The organism is Enterococcus sp. AMC1086 (assembly GCF_058216575.1).
The window spans coordinates 1,985,900-2,007,449 of sequence record NZ_CM177100.1 but is presented as its reverse complement, the minus strand read 5'-3'; the positions used below and the strand labels follow the sequence as shown (position 1 = coordinate 2,007,449).

Annotated in this window: 21 protein-coding genes and 1 tRNA gene; 18 read left to right on the top strand and 4 right to left on the bottom strand. The window is 35.9% G+C overall.

Going from position 1 to position 21,550, the window contains the following annotated elements; all coding sequences use genetic code 11:
• Positions 1 to 13: 13 nt before the first annotated feature.
• On the top strand, positions 14 to 1,843 hold the full coding sequence (gene dnaK, locus AC4BC4_RS09485; RefSeq protein WP_490475517.1) for a molecular chaperone DnaK: 1,830 nt from the start codon (positions 14 to 16) through the stop codon (positions 1,841 to 1,843).
• A gap of 156 nt (positions 1,844 to 1,999) precedes the next feature.
• The gene (gene dnaJ, locus AC4BC4_RS09480) at positions 2,000 to 3,166 is read left to right on the top strand and encodes a molecular chaperone DnaJ (protein WP_490475516.1); all 1,167 of its coding nucleotides are present in this window, start codon (positions 2,000 to 2,002) and stop codon (positions 3,164 to 3,166) included.
• Positions 3,167 to 3,224: 58 nt separating this feature from the next.
• On the opposite strand, the gene AC4BC4_RS09475 is transcribed toward dnaJ, so the two are convergent.
• Positions 3,225 to 4,160, bottom strand: a complete 936-nt coding sequence (locus tag AC4BC4_RS09475) for a helix-turn-helix transcriptional regulator (RefSeq protein WP_490475515.1) — start codon at positions 4,158 to 4,160, stop codon at positions 3,225 to 3,227.
• 254 nt (positions 4,161 to 4,414) lie between these two features.
• On the opposite strand from AC4BC4_RS09475, the gene AC4BC4_RS09470 reads away from it, so the two are divergent.
• The 6 genes from AC4BC4_RS09470 to AC4BC4_RS09445 all read left to right on the top strand — a co-directional run bounded on the left by AC4BC4_RS09470 (position 4,415) and on the right by AC4BC4_RS09445 (position 8,990).
• Positions 4,415 to 5,302, top strand: a complete 888-nt coding sequence (locus AC4BC4_RS09470; protein WP_490475514.1) for an energy-coupling factor transporter transmembrane component T — start codon at positions 4,415 to 4,417, stop codon at positions 5,300 to 5,302.
• Positions 5,275 to 6,951, top strand: coding sequence for an ABC transporter ATP-binding protein (locus tag AC4BC4_RS09465; protein ID WP_490475513.1), 1,677 nt, complete (start codon positions 5,275 to 5,277; stop codon positions 6,949 to 6,951). The genes AC4BC4_RS09470 and AC4BC4_RS09465 overlap by 28 nt, the downstream gene beginning before the upstream one ends.
• Positions 6,944 to 7,633, top strand: coding sequence for an ECF transporter S component (locus tag AC4BC4_RS09460; RefSeq protein ID WP_490475512.1), 690 nt, complete (start codon positions 6,944 to 6,946; stop codon positions 7,631 to 7,633). Before AC4BC4_RS09465 ends, AC4BC4_RS09460 begins: the two co-directional genes overlap by 8 nt.
• 23 nt (positions 7,634 to 7,656) lie before the next feature.
• The gene (locus AC4BC4_RS09455; RefSeq protein WP_490475511.1) at positions 7,657 to 8,040 is read left to right on the top strand and encodes a DUF4430 domain-containing protein; all 384 of its coding nucleotides are present in this window, start codon (positions 7,657 to 7,659) and stop codon (positions 8,038 to 8,040) included.
• Between the two features lie 98 nt (positions 8,041 to 8,138).
• Positions 8,139 to 8,558 carry a pyridoxamine 5'-phosphate oxidase family protein gene (locus tag AC4BC4_RS09450; RefSeq protein WP_490475510.1) on the top strand — a complete coding sequence of 140 codons (420 nt, stop codon included), beginning with the start codon at positions 8,139 to 8,141 and terminating at the stop codon, positions 8,556 to 8,558.
• A gap of 21 nt (positions 8,559 to 8,579) precedes the next feature.
• Positions 8,580 to 8,990 (top strand): EVE domain-containing protein, encoded by a 411-nt coding sequence (locus AC4BC4_RS09445; protein WP_490475509.1) that lies wholly within the window; start codon positions 8,580 to 8,582, stop codon positions 8,988 to 8,990.
• A 58-nt stretch (positions 8,991 to 9,048) separates the two neighbouring features.
• Here AC4BC4_RS09445 and AC4BC4_RS09440 read toward each other — a convergent pair whose 3' ends face one another.
• From AC4BC4_RS09440 to AC4BC4_RS09430, 3 genes are read right to left on the bottom strand one after another with little or no spacing between them, the layout of a single operon-like run.
• Positions 9,049 to 10,272: an ABC transporter permease gene (locus AC4BC4_RS09440; RefSeq protein WP_490475508.1), complete on the bottom strand. Its 1,224-nt coding sequence runs from the start codon at positions 10,270 to 10,272 to the stop codon at positions 9,049 to 9,051.
• A 15-nt stretch (positions 10,273 to 10,287) separates the two neighbouring features.
• Positions 10,288 to 10,980 (bottom strand): ABC transporter ATP-binding protein, encoded by a 693-nt coding sequence (locus AC4BC4_RS09435; RefSeq protein WP_438756539.1) that lies wholly within the window; start codon positions 10,978 to 10,980, stop codon positions 10,288 to 10,290.
• 12 nt (positions 10,981 to 10,992) lie between these two features.
• A complete protein-coding gene (locus AC4BC4_RS09430; RefSeq protein ID WP_490475507.1) occupies positions 10,993 to 11,853 on the bottom strand; it encodes an efflux RND transporter periplasmic adaptor subunit in 861 nt (286 codons plus the stop codon).
• 210 nt (positions 11,854 to 12,063) lie between these two features.
• Here AC4BC4_RS09430 and AC4BC4_RS09425 point away from each other — a divergent pair, with 210 nt between their 5' ends.
• The 10 genes from AC4BC4_RS09425 (at position 12,064) to AC4BC4_RS09380 (ending at position 21,290) form a co-directional block, all read left to right on the top strand.
• The gene (locus tag AC4BC4_RS09425; RefSeq protein WP_490475506.1) at positions 12,064 to 12,798 is read left to right on the top strand and encodes a metallophosphoesterase; all 735 of its coding nucleotides are present in this window, start codon (positions 12,064 to 12,066) and stop codon (positions 12,796 to 12,798) included.
• Positions 12,799 to 13,041: 243 nt separating this feature from the next.
• Entirely contained in the window at positions 13,042 to 15,234 is a 2,193-nt protein-coding gene (locus AC4BC4_RS09420) for a Tex family protein (RefSeq protein WP_490475505.1), read from the top strand.
• 2 nt (positions 15,235 to 15,236) lie between these two features.
• Positions 15,237 to 15,722: a SprT family protein gene (locus tag AC4BC4_RS09415; protein WP_438756535.1), complete on the top strand. Its 486-nt coding sequence runs from the start codon at positions 15,237 to 15,239 to the stop codon at positions 15,720 to 15,722.
• A gap of 80 nt (positions 15,723 to 15,802) precedes the next feature.
• Positions 15,803 to 16,528 (top strand): YdcF family protein, encoded by a 726-nt coding sequence (locus AC4BC4_RS09410; protein ID WP_490475504.1) that lies wholly within the window; start codon positions 15,803 to 15,805, stop codon positions 16,526 to 16,528.
• Between the two features lie 106 nt (positions 16,529 to 16,634).
• Positions 16,635 to 16,717 (top strand) — tRNA-Leu (locus tag AC4BC4_RS09405).
• Positions 16,718 to 16,865: 148 nt separating this feature from the next.
• A complete protein-coding gene (locus AC4BC4_RS09400) occupies positions 16,866 to 18,524 on the top strand; it encodes an IS1182 family transposase (RefSeq protein WP_490475503.1) in 1,659 nt (552 codons plus the stop codon).
• Between the two features lie 212 nt (positions 18,525 to 18,736).
• Complete coding sequence (locus AC4BC4_RS09395) at positions 18,737 to 19,033, top strand: TIGR04197 family type VII secretion effector (RefSeq protein ID WP_490475502.1); 297 nt, start codon at positions 18,737 to 18,739, stop codon at positions 19,031 to 19,033.
• A complete protein-coding gene (locus tag AC4BC4_RS09390) occupies positions 19,033 to 19,371 on the top strand; it encodes a DUF3958 family protein (RefSeq protein WP_438755749.1) in 339 nt (112 codons plus the stop codon). The genes AC4BC4_RS09395 and AC4BC4_RS09390 overlap by 1 nt, the downstream gene beginning before the upstream one ends.
• Position 19,372: 1 nt before the next feature.
• Positions 19,373 to 20,764: a T7SS effector LXG polymorphic toxin gene (locus AC4BC4_RS09385; protein WP_490475501.1), complete on the top strand. Its 1,392-nt coding sequence runs from the start codon at positions 19,373 to 19,375 to the stop codon at positions 20,762 to 20,764.
• Positions 20,751 to 21,290: a hypothetical protein gene (locus AC4BC4_RS09380; protein WP_490475500.1), complete on the top strand. Its 540-nt coding sequence runs from the start codon at positions 20,751 to 20,753 to the stop codon at positions 21,288 to 21,290. The genes AC4BC4_RS09385 and AC4BC4_RS09380 overlap by 14 nt, the downstream gene beginning before the upstream one ends.
• The last annotated feature ends 260 nt before the right edge of the window (positions 21,291 to 21,550 follow it).

Genomic DNA, 21,550 nt, shown 5'->3' with positions numbered 1-21,550 from the left:
GAGATCATTAATTATGAGTAAAATTATTGGTATTGACTTAGGAACAACAAACTCAGCAGTTGCAGTATTAGAAGGTGGAGAAGCAAAAATCATTGCAAATCCAGAAGGTAACCGTACAACACCTTCAGTCGTATCATTCAAAAATGGAGAAATTCAAGTTGGTGAAGTTGCAAAACGTCAAGCTGTAACGAACCCACATACAATTGCCTCAATCAAACGTCACATGGGTGAAGCGGGCTATAAAGTAGAAGCAGATGGCAAATCTTATACACCACAAGAAGTTTCTGCAATGATCTTACAATATTTAAAAGGCTTCGCAGAAGATTATCTAGGTGAAAAAGTTGATAAAGCAGTTATTACAGTACCAGCTTACTTCAACGATGCACAACGTCAAGCAACAAAAGACGCAGGTAAAATCGCTGGTTTAGAAGTGGAACGTATCGTGAACGAACCAACTGCTGCGGCATTAGCTTATGGTTTAGACAAAACAGATAAAGACGAAAAAGTTTTAGTATTTGACCTTGGTGGTGGTACATTTGACGTATCGATCCTTGAATTAGGTGATGGCGTATTCGACGTATTATCAACAGCCGGTGACAATGAACTTGGTGGAGATGACTTTGATAACAAAATCATCGATTACATGGTAGGAGAATTCAAAAAAGAAAATGGTGTTGATTTATCTAAAGATAAAATGGCCGTTCAACGTTTGAAAGATGCTGCTGAAAAAGCGAAAAAAGATTTATCAGGCGTTACTTCAACTCAAATCAGCTTACCGTTTATCACAGCAGGAGATGCTGGTCCATTGCACTTAGAAATGAACTTAACTCGTGCGAAATTTGATGAATTAACGAGTGACTTAGTTGAACGTACAAAAACACCTGTACGTCAAGCGTTGAAAGATGCTGGCTTGAACCCATCTGAAATCGATGAAGTTATTTTAGTAGGTGGATCTACTCGTATTCCAGCGGTTGTAGAAGCTGTTCGTAAAGAAACAAACAAAGAACCAAACAAATCAGTTAACCCTGATGAAGTAGTCGCAATGGGTGCTGCGATCCAAGGTGGGGTTATCACAGGTGATGTGAAAGACGTTGTATTATTAGACGTAACACCATTATCATTAGGGATTGAAACAATGGGTGGCGTATTTACTAAGTTGATCGATCGTAATACTACGATTCCAACAAGTAAATCTCAAACATTCTCAACAGCTGCTGATAATCAACCAGCCGTAGATATTCACGTATTACAAGGTGAACGTCCAATGGCAGCGGATAACAAAACATTAGGTCGTTTCCAATTAACAGATATTCCAGCTGCTCCTCGTGGTGTGCCTCAAATCGAAGTAAGTTTTGATATTGATAAAAATGGTATTGTAAACGTACGTGCGAAAGATTTAGGAACACAAAAAGAGCAAACAATCACAATCAAATCTTCATCAGGTTTGTCAGATGATGAAATCGAACGTATGGTTAAAGATGCTGAATCAAATGCGGAAGCAGATAAAGCACGTAAAGAAGAAGTTGACTTACGTAACGACGTTGACGCTTTGTTATTCACTGTTGATAAAACATTGAAAGAATTAGAAGGCAAAGTAGACGCTGACGAAGTGAAAAAAGCCGAAGATGCTCGTGATGAGTTAAAAGCTGCTGTTGAAGCAAACGATATCGAACAAATGAAAGAAAAACGTGATTCATTAAACGAAATCGTTCAAAACTTAACAGTAAAACTTTATGAACAAGCAGCGCAACAACAAGCACAAGAAAATCCAGAAGCTGCACAAGGTGGAGCAGATGATGTTGTAGATGCTGACTTTGAAGAAGTAGACGGCGACGACAAATAATCGCTAATAAGCTGGCAAAGACCAAAGTCATCGCTTTGGTCTTTGCCTATCTTTATTTGTAGGATAATTTGTGGTATGATTACAACGATGTTTTTATATAAATAAATTGGCGTCGATCCTTTTTTAATAAATGGAATAATAGTTGGAGGGGAACTAATGGCTACGAAAAGAGATTATTATGAAGTCCTAGGCTTATCAAAAGGTGCTTCAGATGACGAAATAAAAAAAGCTTACCGAAAGCTTTCTAAGCAATATCATCCAGATATCAATAAAGAAGCGGGTGCAGAAGAAAAATTCAAAGAAGTTTCTGAAGCATACGAAGTTTTAAGTGATTCACAGAAAAAAGCGGCTTATGATCAATATGGTCATGCAGGTACTGATCCAAATTACGGCGGAGGCGCTGGTGGTTTCAGCGGCTTTGGCGGAGGCGGGTTTTCAAGTAGCGGCTTTGGTGGATTTGAAGACATTTTTGATTCATTCTTTGGTGGTGGGTCGCGTAGTGTAGATCCAACTGCTCCAAGACAAGGGTCAGATTTGCAATATACAGTCAACCTTAAGTTTGAAGAAGCTATTTTTGGTGTAGAAAAAGAAATTAAATATAACCGAGAAGATAACTGTGAAACCTGTGGTGGGAACGGGGCTAAACCTGGTACTCATCCTGAAACGTGTCACAAGTGTCATGGCTCTGGTTCGATCAATGTTGAACGTCAAACACCACTTGGTCGTGTAATGAGCCGCCAAACCTGTGATGTTTGTCACGGTACAGGTAAAGAAATCAAAGACCCTTGTCCAACTTGTCACGGAACTGGACATGAGAAAAAAGCACATACAGTAAAAGTCAATGTTCCAGCTGGCGTAGAAGATGGACAACAAATGCGTTTGGCAAATCAAGGAGAAGCTGGTATGAATGGTGGACCATACGGTGATCTATATGTTGTATTCAGCGTAGAAGATAGTACTATTTTTGACCGTGAAGGTTCAGAAATCTACTATGATTTACCATTGAGCTTTGTACAAGCAGCACTTGGAGATGAGGTCAAAGTACCGACTGTTCATGGAGATGTAAAATTAAAAATTCCTGCAGGTACTCAAACAGAAACAAACTTCCGCTTACGTGGTAAAGGCGCACCGCGCTTACGTGGTGGAGCTAATGGAGATCAGCATGTGAAAGTTAAAATCATTACACCGAAAAACTTGAACGACGAACAAAAAGAAGCTTTACGCGCATTTGCGAAAGCCGGCGGTCAAACGGTAAGTGAACAACAAGAAGAAGGCTTCTTTGATAAAATGAAAGATGCTTTTGGCGGTAAGAAAAAGAAATAAAAGTAAAGAGCCTATCCATTGATGCTTTCTAAGCGCCAACGGAAAGGCTCTTTCATTTTCAATTGTTTTGATAGAGTTCGAGTAAATTTTCGATACGACTTTTTAATTCAGCTCTAACGTGAGGTGGTTCGAGACATTCACATTGATTGCCGAAACTTAAAAGTAAATTATAGCCAAAGTCATCTTCCATAAAAGGAAATGAAACTATCAATTTTTCAGTATCCTTATAAGGAGAATAGTGTAATGGCCCAAATTTATCAACCAGTTGTTCTCTGATTTTATTGGTTACTTTGAGTGTAGTGAGCGTAAACTTTTTACCATAGAACGGTTCATGTCCTAATGGCTGTGCTTTAAATTCTCGGGGAACAAAAGTAGAAGAAAAGGCTAAATTCTGTATTCTTGAGATTTTAAAGGTTCTAAAATCTTCTTTTTCTAGGCAATAAGCCTGTAAATACCAACTGATTTCTTTTAAAACTAGCCGATGAGGTTCGACGATCCGTTTTGTTTTTCTTCCATGGTTATCTTCATAGTCAAAGCATAATGAGCGGCTTTGATCCATAGCAGTTTTGATAATTTCTAAAAACGGCTGTAGTGTATGATTGCTTGTCCATGGTGTCAAGTCGATGGCGATTTGGTTTGATTTGAATTCAATTTCTTCTAAAAAATTTGCTGGAATAAGTGTTTTTATCTTCTCGAATGTTTGGTTGATTTGAATCGGAGAGACATTTTGAGACAAACTTTCTAAAGCAATCAGTAAAGATGTAATGTCAGAAGAGGTGAAAAAATTTTTATCTATTTTGTAATTATCCATAATTTGTATCCCACCATTTATGCCAGGTAAAGTGGTAACTGGTATTCCTGCTTCACTAAGAGAGTGAATATCCCTGTAAATCGTCCGAACAGAAACTTCCAATGTTTTAGCTAATTGAGAAGCACTGATTTGTTTTTTATCTAATAGAATCATCGTGATTGCGAGTAAGCGTTCTGTTTTCATTGGAGTGCTTCCTTTCTTTGTATAGTGTCAGCGAATCATTCATCTTATTATAGCGATAAAGTATCTCTTGTGGTAAAAATAAATGAATAAATCGGTATGGATTAGCGGATAGTCAAGAAATGTTGACATTCGTTATTTAGATTTATATAATGTGAATGTTGTTTAAGGATACTCATGGTATTTTTTTAAAGGATAACAGTCACATTTTTTTTATTGTTCAATAACGAATAACTAGTAGAGAGAGGAAGTCTGATATGAACAAAGTCCTTTTTAAAGAATATCATCCATTAGTCCTTTTTAGCTATTATTTCGTAATGCTTTTGATAGTAATGAGTACGACAAATCCAGTGATTCTAAGTATTTGCTTCTTTGGGAGTTTGTTCCTTCAGTTAGTTCATTTGAAAGAAAAGAAAAAGAAATCGGTGTTTTATCCTTTATTTTTTTTAGCAATTATAACGATAACTAATCCTTTATTTGTTCACCGAGGAGCAACGATTTTGTTCTTTTTATTTAACAAACCGATTACGAAGGAAGCATTTATCTACGGTTTTTTTATGGGAATGATGATTGCAACGGTGATTTATTGTTTCCAAAATTTACAAGCAGCAATTGATTCCGAACATTTTTTTTATCTTTTTGGTAAACGATTCCCTAAAGCTACATTGATTTTAGCACTAGTTTTTCGCTTTATACCATTGCTTCAAAACTATTATCAAGAGTTAAATCAAGTACAAACAACCGTTCAGCAGATGCCAAAACAACGCGTTAGCGATCGAGCATTTTATGGACTGGATTTGTTTGGGCAATTATTTTCTTGGTCACTAGAAAATGCAATGGATACTGCTGATTCAATGAAAGCACGAGGTTATGGAATTATGACTAGAAGCAGTCGACTAAGTTATCGCTTGAGTAAAACAGATATGTTGCTTTTGATTCTATTTCTTCTCTCCGGTATTTTTTTTATAGTTGGTATGGTGAATGGTCGTTATCAGTTTAATTATTATCCGTATTATGATCATTCCTATTTATTAGTAAAGCAATACTGGCTAAATTATTTAGTTGTTTTCATTCTAGCATTTTTACCGTTATTCAATCGAGTCAGAGAGGTGATCGCATGGACTATCTTAAAATCGAGAATTTGAGTTTTCAATATGCTGGAAGTAATCGAATAGTTTTGAAGGAAGTGACATTATCAATTGATCAAGGTGAGTTTATTTTGATTTGTGGTGCTTCTGGCAGCGGAAAATCAACATTGTTAAAAATGTTGAAGCCGCAATTGACACCAGCAGGTAGTCAGACAGGAAAAATCTATTTGAAAAATGAACTAATAACTGATCTTCCAGATTTTTTTTCAACAAGTAAAATTGGTTATGTCATGCAAAATCCAGAAAATCAAATTGTGACAGACAGAGTTTGGCATGAATTGGCTTTTGGACTGGAAAATATTGGCATTTCTGCTTCTGAAATTAAGAGTCGAATTGCTGAAATGGCCAATTTTTTAGGTATTCAAGAATTACTTGAATATAAAACAAGTGAATTATCAGGTGGGCAAAAGCAACTGATCAATCTTGCTTCTGTCTTAATTATGAGGCCAGATATTTTGATATTAGATGAGCCGACAACTCAGCTTGATCCGATTGCTTCACAAACATTTCTAGATATACTTGTACGATTAAATAAAGAGATGGGTTTAACAATTTTATTAGCAGAGCATGGCTTAGAATCTGTTTTTTCTCAGTCAGATAAAGTCGTTCTTCTTAATGAAGGCCAAATAATCTTTGCTGATAATCCAAGAAATATTTCAAATAAAATCAAAAAAAATGGGACCGATCATAGTCGCTTTGTTGTCAGCCTGCCTAGTGCGACGCAAATTTATCTCGCAAGTGGATTATCTGAGCAATGTCCAATCACTGTCGTTCAAGGCAAGCAGTTTATGGCCAGGCATGTTCCTTCTAAAAAGGTGACAAAAGAAGAAAAGCACTCCTTCGTTGATCAACAATCAAAGAATAAAAGTATTCAATTGAAAAACGCTTGGTTCCGTTATGAAAAAAATAGTCGCGATATTTTATCCGGTGTAGATTTTGACGTATACGAGGGAGAAATTTTTTCTTTAGTCGGAGGAAATGGAACTGGAAAAACCACATTATTGAAAGTGATTGCTGGAATCTATGATTGTTATCGCGGGAAAATCTCTGTTTTAAATCAACCAATAAAAAAAATGCGGAAAGTGATAGGCTATTTACCGCAAGAACCACAAATGCTTTTTATCAAAGATTCTGTATTTGAGGATTATGAGTATTATTTACACAGTCAAAAAATGAACGAGCAAGAACAATTAAAACGGATAAAAAATGTTGCTGATAGACTTGATTTAAACGAAATCCTAGGACAACATCCTCTAGATTTAAGTAATGGAGAATGTCAACGTGCGGCACTTGGTAAATTACTTTTAGTTGATGCGAAAATTTTATTATTGGATGAACCGACAAAGGGAATCGATAGTTACGGAAAAAAACAGTTGATTTTATTACTGAAGGGACTAGCAAAACAAGGAAAAACAATGTTAGTTGTAACGCATGATTTAGATTTTGCTGCAGAATTGTCTGATCGTTGTGGTCTCTTTTTTCAAAATAATTTATTGACAACAGCGACACCAAAAGAATTTTTTAGCCAGCATACATTTTATACGACTGCAGCTAGTCGAATCTCTCGTGACTTCTTTGACGATTTAGTTACAACGGAACAAGTTATTGACGCTTATAAAGTAGCAAAAGAGGTTTCTGATGAATAGAGAAGAGACGAAAAAGATCGTAATAAAATTATTATTTCTCCTTATTTTAAGCATTTTGAGTGTTTTACTATTTCAAACTAGTCAATATCAGATTATCTCTATGTTTTTAGCAATCAGTGCTTGTGTCCCAATCTATTACCGTTATGAAAAAAAGCAGATCAATAGCAAAGAATTAGTCCTGATTGCATTATTGACGGCTATTGCAGTTTTGGGCAGATTTTTGTTTTATATGATACCAGCGATTACACCGATGACAGCTATCATCATTATTTCAGGAATTTGTTTAGGCTCTGAGGTAGGATTTTTAGTTGGTTCATTGTCTGCAATTACGTCGAATATATTATTTGGTCAAGGACCATGGACACCATTTCAAATGTTTTCTTGGGGATTAATTGGTTGTGTTGCTGGCTTGCCTTTGGTACAGAAAATTCTTAAGAAAAGTTACTGGTTTTTAGCCCTTTATGGAATCTTTGCAGGCCTGTTCTTTTCCTTCTTTATGGACGTGTGGACTGTTTTCTCAATAGATCGCTATTTTTCTTGGCAGCGATATCTGGCGTTACTATTGACTGCTGTACCCTATACAATTTCATATTGTTTTGCAAATGCTTTTTTCTTGTGTTTACTTTTTAAATCAATTCAAACAAAACTTCAACGAATTTTAATCAAATATAATATAAAATAATTTAACTAAAGGTGGAACTAAAAATGAAAAAAATTATAAAAACAGCCATGATCGTTATGGTACTCTTCTTATTGGGAGCATGTGGCAAAACAACAGACGAAAAGGATCAAACCAAAACAAACGAAGATCAGCTTAAAGTCACAATTATCTTGAAGGAAGACGATAAAGAGTTTGATAAAAAAGAAGTGAAAGTCAAAAAAGATGAATCATTACAAACTGCTATGGAGACAAACTATAAAATTGAAATGGCAAAAGATTTTATCAGTGGGATCGATGGGCACCTGCAAGATGCAAAAGCGAGTAAATATTGGATGTATGATGTGAACGGTAAACAACCTGATGTAGGAGCTGTTGAATACTTTCTAAAAGATGGTGATACCGTTACTTGGACGTTAAATAAATTATAAATAAAAAATTTAACAAACCCTGACAATCAGTTGTCAGGGTTTGTTTGTTAGACTGAACTTGTCAGTCAGACAAATGAAAAATGAGGAGTAAAAAGATTATGAAAACAACAGAAACTTTTAAAAAAATAATGAGTGAGCAAACAGAGATCGCCCTAGCAACAAGTGTTGAGGAAATACCTAATGTAAGAATCGTCAGCTTTTTTTATGATGAGGATAAGAAATGTCTCTTCTTTTCGACTTTCAAAGGAAATGAAAAAATTACCGAGTTTCAAAAAAATTCGAATGTTGCCTTTACAACGATTCCAACTTCAAATACCAATCATATTCGAGTGCATTATGCTCAAGTGAAAAAAAGTCATTTAACCGTTTTTGATGTCGCAGACCAATGGATTCAAAAGATTCCAAGTTATGAAGAAAATATCAAACAAGCCGGAGCTATGCTAGAATTATATGAAATTCATTTCACTCAGGCAATTATGATCTTAGGTATGGGCAGTAGAAAAACCATTAATCTATAAAAATGAAAAGGGGTGAATAGTATGAATTATTGGATCGGCGTTGCCTCTAAAGATCATGTAGAACTTGGTGTGGCTGGTGGCTTTTGCCAATTATGTCACGGAAAATCAGCTCCTTTAAATCGGATGAAGGAGGGTGATTGGCTGATTTATTATGCACCCAAACAAAGTTTGAAAACCAAAGAATCTTGCCAAGAGTTCATTGCATTGGGACAGATTTTGCCAGGAGAAGCCTATCCGTTTGAAATGGCTCCAGGCTTTATTCCAGATAGAAAAGATATTGATTTTTTGAAAAACATTCAATCCGTGCCACTACAGGCAGTTGCAGATTTTCCTTTGTGGCAGGAGTATCGATCACGCTTGAGATTTGGCCATTTTCAAATTCCTGAGGAGTTATTTAACTTCATCACAGCAGGGATGAAAAAAGAAGTGTAACTAAAAAAGATCAGGACAGAGAATTGAATCTCGTCCTGATCTTTTCACTATTGAACAATTATTCGTATCGTAATGCTTCGATCGGATCAAGTTTTGCTGCTTTTCTAGCTGGATAAACACCAAAGAAAATGCCAATAGCACTTGAAAATATAAGGACAGCAATAATCGAGCTTAAAGTAAACTGAGCAGTAATATCTAAAGCGCTAGCGACAGTCACCGCCAAAATTGCGCCTAAAGTTAATCCAATCAGTCCACCAATCAAGCATAAAATAACTGATTCTGTTAAAAACTGGAATAAGATGTTACTATCTGTTGCACCTAATGCTTTTCTTGTTCCAATTTCTCTGGTTCGTTCAGTGACTGAAACCAGCATGATATTCATCACACCGATACCGCCGACAAGTAAAGCAATCGCAGCAACAGCTGCAATAAAGTTGATAAACAAACCTAAAACATTATTTACTTGATCGAGTGCTTGTAAAAAGTTTGTTGCAGTATAGACTTTTTCACCAACTGTATTGTGACGTACAGAGAGGATATTTACGATTTGTTTAGAAACGGCATCGATATCGTCTTTAGACTTGGCAATTACAGTTAAACTCGTGATTTTCGTTGCATCTGGATTTAGAGTATTTGCAGTTGTCAGTGGAATTGAAATGTAGCCCATCATTTCTTTTTCATCAAAGGAACCCACCATTTTTTCTACGGTACTTTTAGTCACACCGATGATTCGAGCACTGATTTGTCCTTTTTGCCCGCGTAAGTTGATTTTCTCACCGATGACATTTTCTCGTCCGTTGAAAAAGTAACGAGCCGTATCAGCACTTATTACAGCTACTTTACTTGCTTCTGAGTATTCCGTTGTATTGAAATAACGACCATAGATAATATCTTTATCCATTGCTTGATTCGTGTATTGCAAATCAGGTGTTCCTGCCATGACTAAGGTTGCTTTTGATTTGTCATTTGCGGCTCCGACTGCTTGAATCGAAACAACCGGAGAGAGATGATCGATTTGTGGAATACCCTCTTTTAATGCCCTGATATCCTTACTCGTGATTTTTTGACTATCGGTTGCATCTCGGCTAGTGGAAACAGATATCGTAGAAGCACCTAAATCACTAAATGTACCAGTGATCTGACTGGTTGCCCCATTGCCGACAGCTAATATCGCGATAACGGCTGCAATTCCGATAATGATTCCAAGCATAGTCAAAAACGACCGCATTTTATTCGCTAAAATACTATCGATCGCCATTTTAAAACTTTCAATAATTCCCATGAGAACGGCTCCTTTCTATAGTGTTTTACGCTCGGATACGGGCTGATCATCAATGATTTCTCCATCTCTAAAAGACACGATCCGTTTGGTATATTGCGCTACATCGGGCTCATGTGTAACCATGACCACGGTTGTACCAGCATTATTTAAATCTTGGAAAATTTTCATGATTTCTAAAGTTGTTTTTGAATCTAAATTTCCTGTAGGCTCATCGGCCATCAAAACAGCTGGATCATTTACGATAGCGCGGGCTATGGCAACACGCTGTTTTTGACCACCGGAAATAGCATTTGGTCTATGTGCGACACGATCCGCTAAACCGACTTTTCTCAATGCTTCCAATGCTCGGTCTTTTCGCTCTTTTGCTGAAATTCCTGAATAAACCATGGGGAGTGCAACATTGTCTAGTAAAGACATTCGTGGCATTAAATTAAACGATTGAAAAACAAAACCGATTTCTTTGTTTCTGACGCGAGCACTTTCGTTGCTTGTTAAATTCGTTACATCTTGGCCGTTTAAGTGATAAGTACCTTCATCAAAACGATCTAATAGACCAAGAATATTCATCATGGTTGATTTACCAGAACCGCTAGGACCCATAATAGAAGTGAATTCGCCTTCTGCAATATGCAAGGAGACATGCTTTAAAGCTTCCAATTCTTCGCCACCAGTACGGTAGATTTTTACTACATCTTTTAAATCGATCAATCATTTCACCTTCTATTCTTTGGTTACTTCAGTATTGTTTTTGACATCAGAATTTGGAGAAAGAATGACTATTTCGCCTTCTTTTAGTCCACTTTTCACTTCGATCAATTTGTCTGATTGAATGCCTGTTTCAACTTTTGTTTCTTTCGCTTTACCCTCTTTGATCACATAAACGATCGGTTCATTATTGTCATTATATGTCAAGGCTTCGATTGGCAAAGCAAGAACGTTCTCAACTGTATTAGTTGTGATATCAACATCGACATCAAAGCCGGAAAATAGGTTTTCTGGTGCTTGATCAAAGCTTACGATAGCAGCTAAACTTGCTGTTGTACCTGTAGCCGATTGAGTACTTTGAGCAGAGGGGGCTTTTTCAGTGACTTTTCCTGAAAATGTTTGGCTGCCACTGATTATTTCAGCTTTTTGGTCAATTGCTACAGCTGAAGCTTCTGAATTTGTTAGTTGTAGTTGGACTTTTAATGTAGAAAGATCATCTAGTTGAATCGAAGGTCTTCCTTGTTGTGCATTTGTATCAGCTTGTTTTGCTTTAATATTGACTTGAGTGACTGTACCATCAAATCCAGCAATCAATTGTAACCCGTTGTCGTACGTTGCTAAAACTTTGTCTTTTTCTACTTTATCACCCGTTTTAACGAATACATCGACGACGTTACCTGTCCCCATAAGTGCTTGAGTTTGATTTGGGATCAAGGTGCCCGTTGTAGAAAGTTTTTCAACAATTGTTTCTTTTTTTATTTCTCCTGTTCGAACAGTGACAGCATTGGATTTTCCTGAATTTCCTTGAACGACCAAGAAAATAACAACCGCAACAACTAAAACTGCAAGAATACCGAAAATAGTTTTCTTCTTCATAAATTTCAGCTCTTTCCTACTAAATTTTATGACATATTGTCATTTGAATAATTTTACTCTCTTTTTCATGAAAAGTCTAAGATTAGTTTCAATTTTTACGATATTACTAAATAAATGACTATTCTTGCATTTTTTCGATTGTTAATCTGAATCATAAACTTCTTATTGCGATATAATAAAAGAAAAGAATGTTGTAAAGGGGCTGGATTTATGAAAAAACTTGTTTATGCAATCAGTGATATCCACGGAGAATATGAGTTATTTAATCAATTAATCCAATACTTTGATCCGATGATGCATCAGTTAGTATTGATCGGAGATTTAAATGATCGAGGTTCCAAGACTAAAGAGAGTTTTTTACTTGGAAAAGAATTGGTCGAAAATTATGGGGCAGTTTATCTTAGAGGGAATCATGAAGAATACTTTCTACAGTTTTTAAAAAGTCCAGAAGATTGGTTTACTAGTTATATTCGAAATGGCGGTAAAGAGACGATGGAAAGTTTACTCCATAAAGGAGCGACGGAAGAATATTCTCCAACAGAAATCAGTATGATGATTCGTAGCCGATATAAAGAATTGATTGCATTTTTGATTGAACGTCCATTGTATTTTGAATGGGAGAACTATCTATTTATCCATGCAGGTGTAGACTTGGCCAAAAAAGATTGGCGTGAAACGAGCCCACATGATTTTATTTGGATCAGAGAAGCGTTTCATCAAAGTAAAAATAATACAGGAAAAACCATTGTATTTGGTCATACGATCACACCGATGCTTCATGGTGATATGGAGACAACCGATTTATGGTTATCAGATAATAAAATTGGGATTGATGGCGGAGCTGTTTTTGGAGGTTCTGTTCATGGTGTGATTTTTGACAAAAATGGAATCGTACAAGATATTGAATACCAAAATGTCAAGGGACCTTGGCAACCTGATTTTTAATCATCGATTTTGGGACAGAAGTGCTTAACTCCAAAAATAAGTGGGAGTTCACGAAAATGGCTCTTAAAATTTTTGTGCATGCCAACTTATCTAAGAAGGTGTTGCTTTTGCATCATTTTAAGGCTAGGATACAACTCATAGAGTTATGTCATAGCCTCTTTTAAGCTTTATGCTCGTCCTATATTTCATCCGAGAAATATGCTAGAATGAAATAGTATGTTGAATGAAAAGAGGTAGTTAAATATGGCAGAAGCGTATAACCAAGAAGTAGTTGATTTACTTCAAAGAGAATTGACAGAGTATCGTCCGAAACAACTAACTACAGTACTGACCTTATTGAACGAAGGCAATACTGTTCCTTTTATTGCACGTTATCGTAAAGAAATGACAGGTAGTTTGGATGAAGTTCAAATTCGTGAAATCGAAGAGCGTTATACTTATCTAGGCAATTTAGAAAAACGCAAAGAAGAAGTGTTACGTCTGATCGAAGAACAAGGTAAATTGACAGATGAATTAGCGAAATCCATTCAAAAAGCGATAAAAATGCAGCAAGTAGAAGATTTGTATCGTCCTTATAAGCAAAAACGTCGTACCAAAGCGACAATTGCTAAAGAAAAAGGATTAGAACCTTTAGCAGACTGGCTAATGAGTTTTCCAGAGCAAGGAAATGTCATCACTGAAGCAGAAAAATACATTGATGCAGAAAAAGAAGTTGATTCAGCGGATATGTCACTACAAGGTGCGCATGAAATCATTGCTGAACGTGTATCTGACGAACCTAAATTCCGTTCTTGGATTCGAGACTTTACCTTTAAGCATGGTCAATATATTAGTTTAGTCAAAGATGAAGAAAAAGATGAAAAATCGGTTTATGAAATGTATTATGATTTTTCAGAACCTGTTAGCAAAATGGTTTCTCATAGAGTTTTAGCTACAAATCGTGGCGAAAAAGAAGAGATATTGAAAGTAACCATTTTGGTAGAAGAAGAAAAAATCAGTTCTTACCTAGAACGACAATTAATTGGAAGCAACAAGCAGTCACCAACTGCAGCTTACATTGAGACTGCTTATTTAGATAGCTACAAACGATTTATTGGTCCAGCGATCGAACGAGAGATTCGTAATGAATTAACTGAAAAAGCAGACGAACAAGCAATCAGTATATTTGGCGAAAACTTACGGAATCTATTACTCCAACCGCCGCTTAAAGGGAAAGTTGTTTTAGGGTTCGATCCTGCTTATCGAACTGGATGTAAAATGGCGATCGTTGATGCAACTGGTAAAGTATTAGCCATCCAAGTAATCTATCCTCACAAACCAGCTTCAGGAGAAAAACGTGCAGCAGCTGGTCCTGCTTTTAATAAATTGATCGAAAAATATCAGGTTGAAATGGTCGCAATCGGTAATGGAACAGCCAGTCGTGAATCAGAACTTTTTGTTGCAGAACAGTTAAAACAAATCAAACGAGATGTTTTTTATGTGATTGTTAATGAGGCCGGAGCTTCAGTTTATTCAGCAAGTGATGTGGCAAGAACTGAATTTCCAGATTTGCAGGTTGAAGAAAGAAGTGCGGTCAGTATTGCTAGACGCCTGCAAGATCCATTAGCTGAACTTGTAAAAATCGATCCAAAAGCAGTCGGTGTGGGTCAATATCAACATGATGTATCACAAAAACGGTTAGCAGAACAATTGGATTTTGTTGTAGAGACCGCTGTAAACCAAGTGGGTGTAAACGTTAATACTGCTAGCCCACAGCTATTACAACATATTTCAGGTTTAAATAAAACAACTGCTCAAAATTTAATGGTCTATCGTGATGAGAATGGGGCATTCACTGCTCGTAATCAAGTTAAAAAAGTTCCGCGTCTGGGACCAAAAGCGTATGAACAAGCGATTGGATTTTTGCGTATTCCAAATGGAAAAAATATTTTGGACAATACAGGAATTCATCCAGAAAGTTATGATGTTGCTAAAGCCATTTTAGAAAAAGCTGACGTGAAATTAGCAGACCTTGGAACACCAGATGCTGCACAACGCATTAAGGGGTTATCTTTAACGGCATTAGAGACTGAATTGGCTGTCGGTAGTGAGACCTTAAAAGATATAGTAGCTGCTTTAGTTCAACCGGGAAGAGACATGCGTGATGAAATGCCGGCTCCTCTTTTAAGAAAAGATGTCTTATCTATGGAAGATCTTAAATCTGGAATGGAGCTACAAGGGACGGTTCGTAATGTAATTGATTTTGGCGCTTTTGTTGATATTGGTGTGAAGCAAGATGGCTTAGTGCATATTTCAAAACTGAGCACAAAATTTGTTAAACACCCTACCGATATTGTTGCAGTTGGAGACGTAGTGACTGTATGGGTGGAAGATGTAGACACGAAGAAAGGGCGCATCAGCTTAACGATGTTGCCACAAGCTGAAAGGAAAGAATAGCCTTGAGTCGTTTTTCTAAAGAAAGGCAATCAACAAAGCAAGAATTGACAGATGATCAATTGCAAACAATGGTCGAAGAGATTTCTTTGGCTTCATTTGGTAAAAAGTTTCAGCATAAGGCCTTTTTTAATCGTCGTTTGAGAACAACTGGAGGCCGTTATCATTTAAGCTCACATGAGATTGATTTTAATCCAAAAGTATTTGAATTTTATGGGGAATCAGAATTAATCAATGTAATCAAACATGAATTATGCCATTATCATCTTCATTTAGAAGGCAAAGGCTATCAACACAAAGATCCTGAATTTAAATCGTTACTGAAGCAAACCGGTGGAAGTCGCTATGTTCGTCCATTAGTGGAGCAAAAGCCACAGTCCTACCATCAATACCAGTGCGAAAAATGCCAAACATTGATTTTACGAAAACGAAGAGTCAATACGCAACGCTATGTTTGCGGAAAGTGCCATGGAAAACTAATAGAATTATAGCTATAAAGTAACATTATGCCGTCTTTTCAAAAAATAGAAAAGACGGTATTATAATAAGATTAGCAGAACGGAGAGTAGAGATGATTCAACATTGGAACACCGTCATTAACTATTTATCTGCAAAAGAACCAATAGCTGGAGAATATGATCTTGCGATCCTAGCTGGCAATAGTCTTCCATATCTAGCTGATGAACTAGTTCAATTATTTGAAAATAAAACAGCACCTTTATTTATGCTAGTTGGCGGTATTGGGCATGCAACACCATTTTTACAGAAAAATTTTAAAAATATGGGTATCAAGGTTAATGATGTAAGTGAAACGGAAATGTATTTAGAGTATTTCAAGCAAAAGTATAACTTAGATGAGACTTTCTTTTTAACCGAGAGTACCTCCACTAATTCTGGTGAAAATGCACTGTTTTCATTAAATAAAGTGAAATCTATAGGCTTAAATCCAAAAAAAGTTTTATTACTGGAAGATCCTATTTTACAAAGAAGAATCAAAGCAACTTTTGAAAAAGAATGGCAACAAACAACTGCTGTTTTTACAAATTATGTTCCGATTGTTCCATATGTCAAAGCTGTTAATGAAGAAATCATTTTTGAAGAAGATAGACTTAATGGATTGTGGAGCAGAGATTATTTTCTTTCGTTAGTTTTAGGTGAAATTCCACGGCTTAGAAATGATGAGAACGGTTATGGACCTGAGGGAAGCAATTATATTGGCGCAATTGAAATACCTGAAAAAGTGGATCGATCGTATGAAGCGCTGTGTCAGGTATATGATTATAGGCAAAAAAGATGATATTCGTTTATGGTAAAAGTAAAATATTGAATTTTTCTTGAAAGATTGACAAAAACTTGAGCGTATTTTATCATAGATTTAGAAAGTAGATACTTAGTTATAAAATGCGGTCATGGCGGAATGGCAGACGCGCCAGCTTGAGGGGCTGGTGGGGGCAACCCCGTGGAAGTTCGAGTCTTCTTGGCCGCATAGTTCAGTGAGCTTGGGACATAAGTCCTAACGAAAAATCCAGATACCAATCAACTTAATTGGCATCTGGATTATTTTTTTGTACAAAAATAAGAACACCTTTGCTAAAATAAAAGTAACTACTCAAATAAATTAGTGAGGTGTTCTTATGTTTAAAAATTATACCACAAATCAAGTCATTCTTCCTCTAGATTTTAGTTTTCAGTTAGAAAAAAATGATATCGCATTTGTTATTGATCAATTAGTGGAAAGTATCCCCGAGGCACGTTTTCTTCCTTTTCATCATCAAATGGGCCCTTCTTCTTATCATCCAAAAATGATGATGAAGATGATTTTATGTGCCTATACACAATCCGTGTTTTCTGGTCGAAAGATTGAAGCTCTAACGAAAGATAGTATCCGGATGATGTGGCTCACTCAAAGTTATCAGCCTAGCTATCGAACGATCAATCGTTTCCGTGTGAATCCCTTAGTGAACGCACTCCTTCGGGAGTGCTTCGTCCAATTCCGTAGTCAATTAGTCAAGGAACAATTAATCGATGAAGAAGCTATTTTTATCGATGGCACAAAGATTGAAGCCAACGCAAATAAATATACCTTTGTTTGGAGAAAATCCATTGATAACTTTGACAAAAAACTCACCGAAAAATCAACCTTTCTTTATGATGAACTATTGAAAAATACAATTATTCCTGAAATTGAGCGCGAGTCCGAAAAAGAATTATCTGTCACTGAATTAGGCAAGATTGAAGAAAATCTCGCGCATGTTGTCGAAAAGTTTACAGATAAAATCGAACAAGCAAAGGATGGAATTACGCGCAAATCAATTCGTTCTAAACGAAAAGTTCCAAAAAAATTAAGGAAACTTTTCAAAGACTTTAAAGAGCGAAAACTCGCTTATCAAAAACATAGACAGATTTTAGGACAACGAAACAGCTATTCTAGAACAGATCCAGATGCCACTTTTATGCGCATGAAAGATGATCATATGAAAAATGGTCAGTTGAAAGCAGGTTATAATCTTCAAATCGCCACGAACAGTCAGTATATTTTAGGCTATGATCTTTTCTCAAATCCAACAGATACACGAACATTGCGCCCTTTTTTAACCACTTTAAAAGAGTGTTTCTTTGATCTGCCAAACTATATTGTCGCAGATGCCGGCTATGGAGGAGAAGAAAACTATCAAGCGGTTTTAGAGGATCACGAGCGAACACCACTCATCACTTATGCCATGTACCATAAAGAACAGAAGAAAAAGTTTAAACAAAATCCGTTCCTTCCAGCAAACTGGCCGTACCAAGAATTAGAGGATACGTTTCTTTGTCCAAACGGACGAAAAATGAATTTTCGAAACTATTCTATTCGTACAGATAAATATGGCTTTAAACGTTATTTAAAACGGTATGAATGTGAAGACTGCTCGAATTGTCCTCTTCGAAGCCAGTGTACAAAAGCGAAGAGTGACAAGAATCGTGAGATTCAAAAGAACATGAATTGGGAATACTTTAAAGCAAGAATTCAACAGCTGCTTTCAGAAGAAGAAACAGGTAAACTCTATCGTCAACGAAAAATTGACGTCGAACCTGCTTTCGGACATTTGAAGGCTTGTTTAGGGTTCACTCGGTTCTCTGTTCGAGGGAAACAACAGGCACACAATGAAATTGGGCTTGCGCTAATGGCTGTAAATTTGAGAAAATATAGGCTAAGTAAGCTATCAAACAAGAATAATTCTCCCAAGAAACTAAAAAACAGAAGACTAAAAATCATTTTTATGATTTTCGGTCTTCTGTTTTATTTGTCTTAAGACTTATGTCCCAAGGTCACTCTTTTTTTATGTCTTTATAAAAGTTCTGTTGCACCTAGTGATGCAGTTTTTGTTAAAACTTTATTTTTTAGATAACAGATAGTGGTAGGTTCAATGATAAAAAAATAGAACATAAAAATAGAAAATTTGGTATAATTAGATATTAAATAAGATAATAAGTTGTATTTATAAAACTAAGGAGGAGTTAAAGAATGGGTGTTAAAAGTAGTATAACTGTTGCAGGCAGTGTATCCGCTTCCTTCAGCAAATCTGCTAGTGCCTTAAATAGTATCAATGCTTTTACGAGTGTAGCAGGAAGAACGAATGTTAGTGGAAATGAGATAGCAAAAAGTTCCACAATTAATTACGGAAAAGGATTAAAACAATTATCTACAAGTATTGTTTCAGCAGGTGATGCTATTCATTCAGTCGCAAAAGACTTTGCTACTATAGACCAACAAGCTTCTCAACAATTTCAATCCAATTCATTAGGGAGCTGGTTTAAATAATGGAGGTAGATTATCAGACAAAAATCCGTCAAGTTCAAGATGAACAAGATTCAATAAGACAAGAAATTCGTTCTGTTGAACAACAACAAGAAGAATTTTTCTCTCTACAACAAGAGGAACAACGTCTTTACTCAGAAATAGTAGAAACAAGTCCTCCAGAAGAACGTCAGTACTTTAAAAGCAGAGGAGAAGATAGTTTCTCTTTAGCCAAAAAAGCACAACGGCAATTGGAAGAACAAGAAGATGAACTGAAAAATACTAGAAGACAACTGATTGATAAAGAGGAAGAATTATATATTGAACAAAGAAAAAAGCAAGTGAAAGAAAAGGAGCAGTAGGATGGGGTTAAAATTTTATGTAGGAGAGATACAGCAACAAAAAAATGAAGCTTCTCGTATGAATAATCAAGCGAATCAAGCAATTTCCTCATTGCAAAGCAGTATTTCACAATTTTTATCTGCACCGCTTTCTGGTAAAGCCTATGATTCAGCAAAAAGTTATTTTAGTACTGTGTATACACCACTCTGTCGGTCTGCTATTTTAACTGGAGAGGCTCTTGAGAGTGCACATAAACGATTGTTAAGTGAATATCAAGGAATGGTCAGCAGTATCGATACCGATGAAGACCAAATCCAAAGCCAAATTCAGCGGTTTGAACAATTAAAACGAGAATTAGAAAGACAAATGCATGTGGCTAAAACTATGCGTCCAGACTTAGAACGACGATACATGAATGCTTGTGATGTTATTTCCAAGAAGAGAGAACAGTTGGAGAAATTCCATGCGTATAATGCCCGTTCTGCTAGTATTTTTGCAGAATATGAAGCCTGTCAGCAAGAATTTAATAATGGTTTAGCACAGGTTAAAGATTGCAAAGCATGGAATTCAGCCTCAGGAACTTTTGACATTGGTCGGTTAAATATGACATGGGCAAGCCCTATTAATGCACGATGGCAACAACGAGAGAAAATGAAACAAGAAGTGAAGAATCGAGAAATGAAACAAACAATTGCAAGTTTAAATGGTTATACTATTATTTGTAGTACCTTAGGAACTAAAAAAAATTGGTATTTAATGAAAGATGGAAAAATTGTATCACCAAATGCTCATCCTAATCTCTATAATCAACTAGAAAAATGCAAAAATTATCTAGGAAAAGACCAATATAAAGTTGAAGAAGTAAAAGTAATGAGAAATGAAATGCCATTATCACCCGCTTTTGGAGGAATATTAGGAAACATTGGTAAAATAGGTAAAGGTATTGATATAATACGAAAAGGTATCGGAACAGTAAAAGTCGGTAAATCTGCGGTAGAAGCAATAAATTCTGCTAGAAGTGTTGAAGCAAGTAAACGAGTAAAAGCCGTTAATCCCAAAGACTTATTACCACAGCAAGGATTAGTAACAGGTGAAGTCGAAGGTGCCCCTCCAGTGGATGCTGGTAAACAAGGGAAACATCAAGAAGGTCATAAAAATAATGAACAGTCAACAGAAGATAAATCAACTTGGATTGATGGAGAAAATGGTGTATTAGATACGCAGGAGGCTTGGCAAAAAGGGAATTGGCAAAAAGGGAAAGAAGGAACTGTCAAAGAATATGATTCTGGTAGAGTAGTTGGTAGTGATGGGGTAACAACTGAAATTGTAGTCCATATCGACGGAAAAGGAAACATCCATGGATATCCTAATATACCTAAAGAAGTACGGAGGAAATTTAATGAACTCAAATGAGAGAGCAATTAATTTTGTAAATAGAAGTTTGAAAGAAGGGGACTATGGATATGTCCTTAGAAAATATGTATACAGCGATGAATGGGATGAACATTTACTAAAAAACATGGAAGGAATAGTGTTTAAGCCATCAGGTGGTTTTGATTATACTCGGTGTTTTTCTTATTATTTTATGGAAGATATTCAGCTATCAAAACCATTTTTTTCACAAGAAGCAACAAAAGAAGTAATGGAGCGTGGTTATATAGAGTTCATCAATTTACAAATCTCAGCAATAAGTCCATTTTTTATAATTGAAAAGGCACAATATCAAAAACCTGAAGAAGGTATAACTCTTGATATAATCGATTTAATAGAATTTAAAAATAAGAAGTTAGAAAAAAAATATACAGAACTAATAGAAGTATTAACTGAACAAAAGCTAATTTTGGTTGACAGGGAAGAATTAAAAAAAGTACCTTTAAATATTCCATTGGAAAATTATGAACCAGAAGAAGTAAATTGTTTAAGTTATCTGTTTGAATAATAATAACTTAAAGTAGGAAGTGTAGAAACTTCCTACCTCTTTTTTTATGTTTCCCATTAACCCCAGAGAGGCTTTCTAAGGTCTTTTAAAGGGTTAGGGTATTATATCAAATCATATTTAAAATAACGCGATTAAGAAATTTAAATCATATTGAAAAATAAAATAAATCGAATAATATTTCAAAAATAAAGGAGAAGATAGCTTCTCTTTAGCCAAAAAAGCACAATGGCAATTAGAAGAACAAGAAGATGAACTGAAAA

Excerpts from the sequence above, each read along its gene's own strand:
- AC4BC4_RS09460 (WP_490475512.1), top strand. The coding sequence starts at position 6,944 with ATGAATAGAGAAGAGACGAAAAAGATCGTAATAAAATTATTATTTCTC.
- dnaJ (WP_490475516.1), top strand. The coding sequence starts at position 2,000 with ATGGCTACGAAAAGAGATTATTATGAAGTCCTAGGCTTATCAAAAGGT.
- AC4BC4_RS09385 (WP_490475501.1), top strand. The coding sequence starts at position 19,373 with ATGGGGTTAAAATTTTATGTAGGAGAGATACAGCAACAAAAAAATGAA.
- AC4BC4_RS09400 (WP_490475503.1), top strand. The coding sequence starts at position 16,866 with ATGTTTAAAAATTATACCACAAATCAAGTCATTCTTCCTCTAGATTTT.
- AC4BC4_RS09455 (WP_490475511.1), top strand. The coding sequence starts at position 7,657 with ATGAAAAAAATTATAAAAACAGCCATGATCGTTATGGTACTCTTCTTA.
- AC4BC4_RS09390 (WP_438755749.1), top strand. The coding sequence starts at position 19,033 with ATGGAGGTAGATTATCAGACAAAAATCCGTCAAGTTCAAGATGAACAA.
- AC4BC4_RS09380 (WP_490475500.1), top strand. The coding sequence starts at position 20,751 with ATGAACTCAAATGAGAGAGCAATTAATTTTGTAAATAGAAGTTTGAAA.
- AC4BC4_RS09465 (WP_490475513.1), top strand. The coding sequence starts at position 5,275 with ATGGACTATCTTAAAATCGAGAATTTGAGTTTTCAATATGCTGGAAGT.
- AC4BC4_RS09475 (WP_490475515.1), bottom strand. The coding sequence starts at position 4,160 with ATGAAAACAGAACGCTTACTCGCAATCACGATGATTCTATTAGATAAA.
- AC4BC4_RS09440 (WP_490475508.1), bottom strand. The coding sequence starts at position 10,272 with ATGGGAATTATTGAAAGTTTTAAAATGGCGATCGATAGTATTTTAGCG.
- AC4BC4_RS09395 (WP_490475502.1), top strand. The coding sequence starts at position 18,737 with ATGGGTGTTAAAAGTAGTATAACTGTTGCAGGCAGTGTATCCGCTTCC.
- AC4BC4_RS09450 (WP_490475510.1), top strand. The coding sequence starts at position 8,139 with ATGAAAACAACAGAAACTTTTAAAAAAATAATGAGTGAGCAAACAGAG.
- AC4BC4_RS09425 (WP_490475506.1), top strand. The coding sequence starts at position 12,064 with ATGAAAAAACTTGTTTATGCAATCAGTGATATCCACGGAGAATATGAG.
- dnaK (WP_490475517.1), top strand. The coding sequence starts at position 14 with ATGAGTAAAATTATTGGTATTGACTTAGGAACAACAAACTCAGCAGTT.
- AC4BC4_RS09430 (WP_490475507.1), bottom strand. The coding sequence starts at position 11,853 with ATGAAGAAGAAAACTATTTTCGGTATTCTTGCAGTTTTAGTTGTTGCG.
- AC4BC4_RS09445 (WP_490475509.1), top strand. The coding sequence starts at position 8,580 with ATGAATTATTGGATCGGCGTTGCCTCTAAAGATCATGTAGAACTTGGT.
- AC4BC4_RS09470 (WP_490475514.1), top strand. The coding sequence starts at position 4,415 with ATGAACAAAGTCCTTTTTAAAGAATATCATCCATTAGTCCTTTTTAGC.
- AC4BC4_RS09410 (WP_490475504.1), top strand. The coding sequence starts at position 15,803 with ATGATTCAACATTGGAACACCGTCATTAACTATTTATCTGCAAAAGAA.
- AC4BC4_RS09420 (WP_490475505.1), top strand. The coding sequence starts at position 13,042 with ATGGCAGAAGCGTATAACCAAGAAGTAGTTGATTTACTTCAAAGAGAA.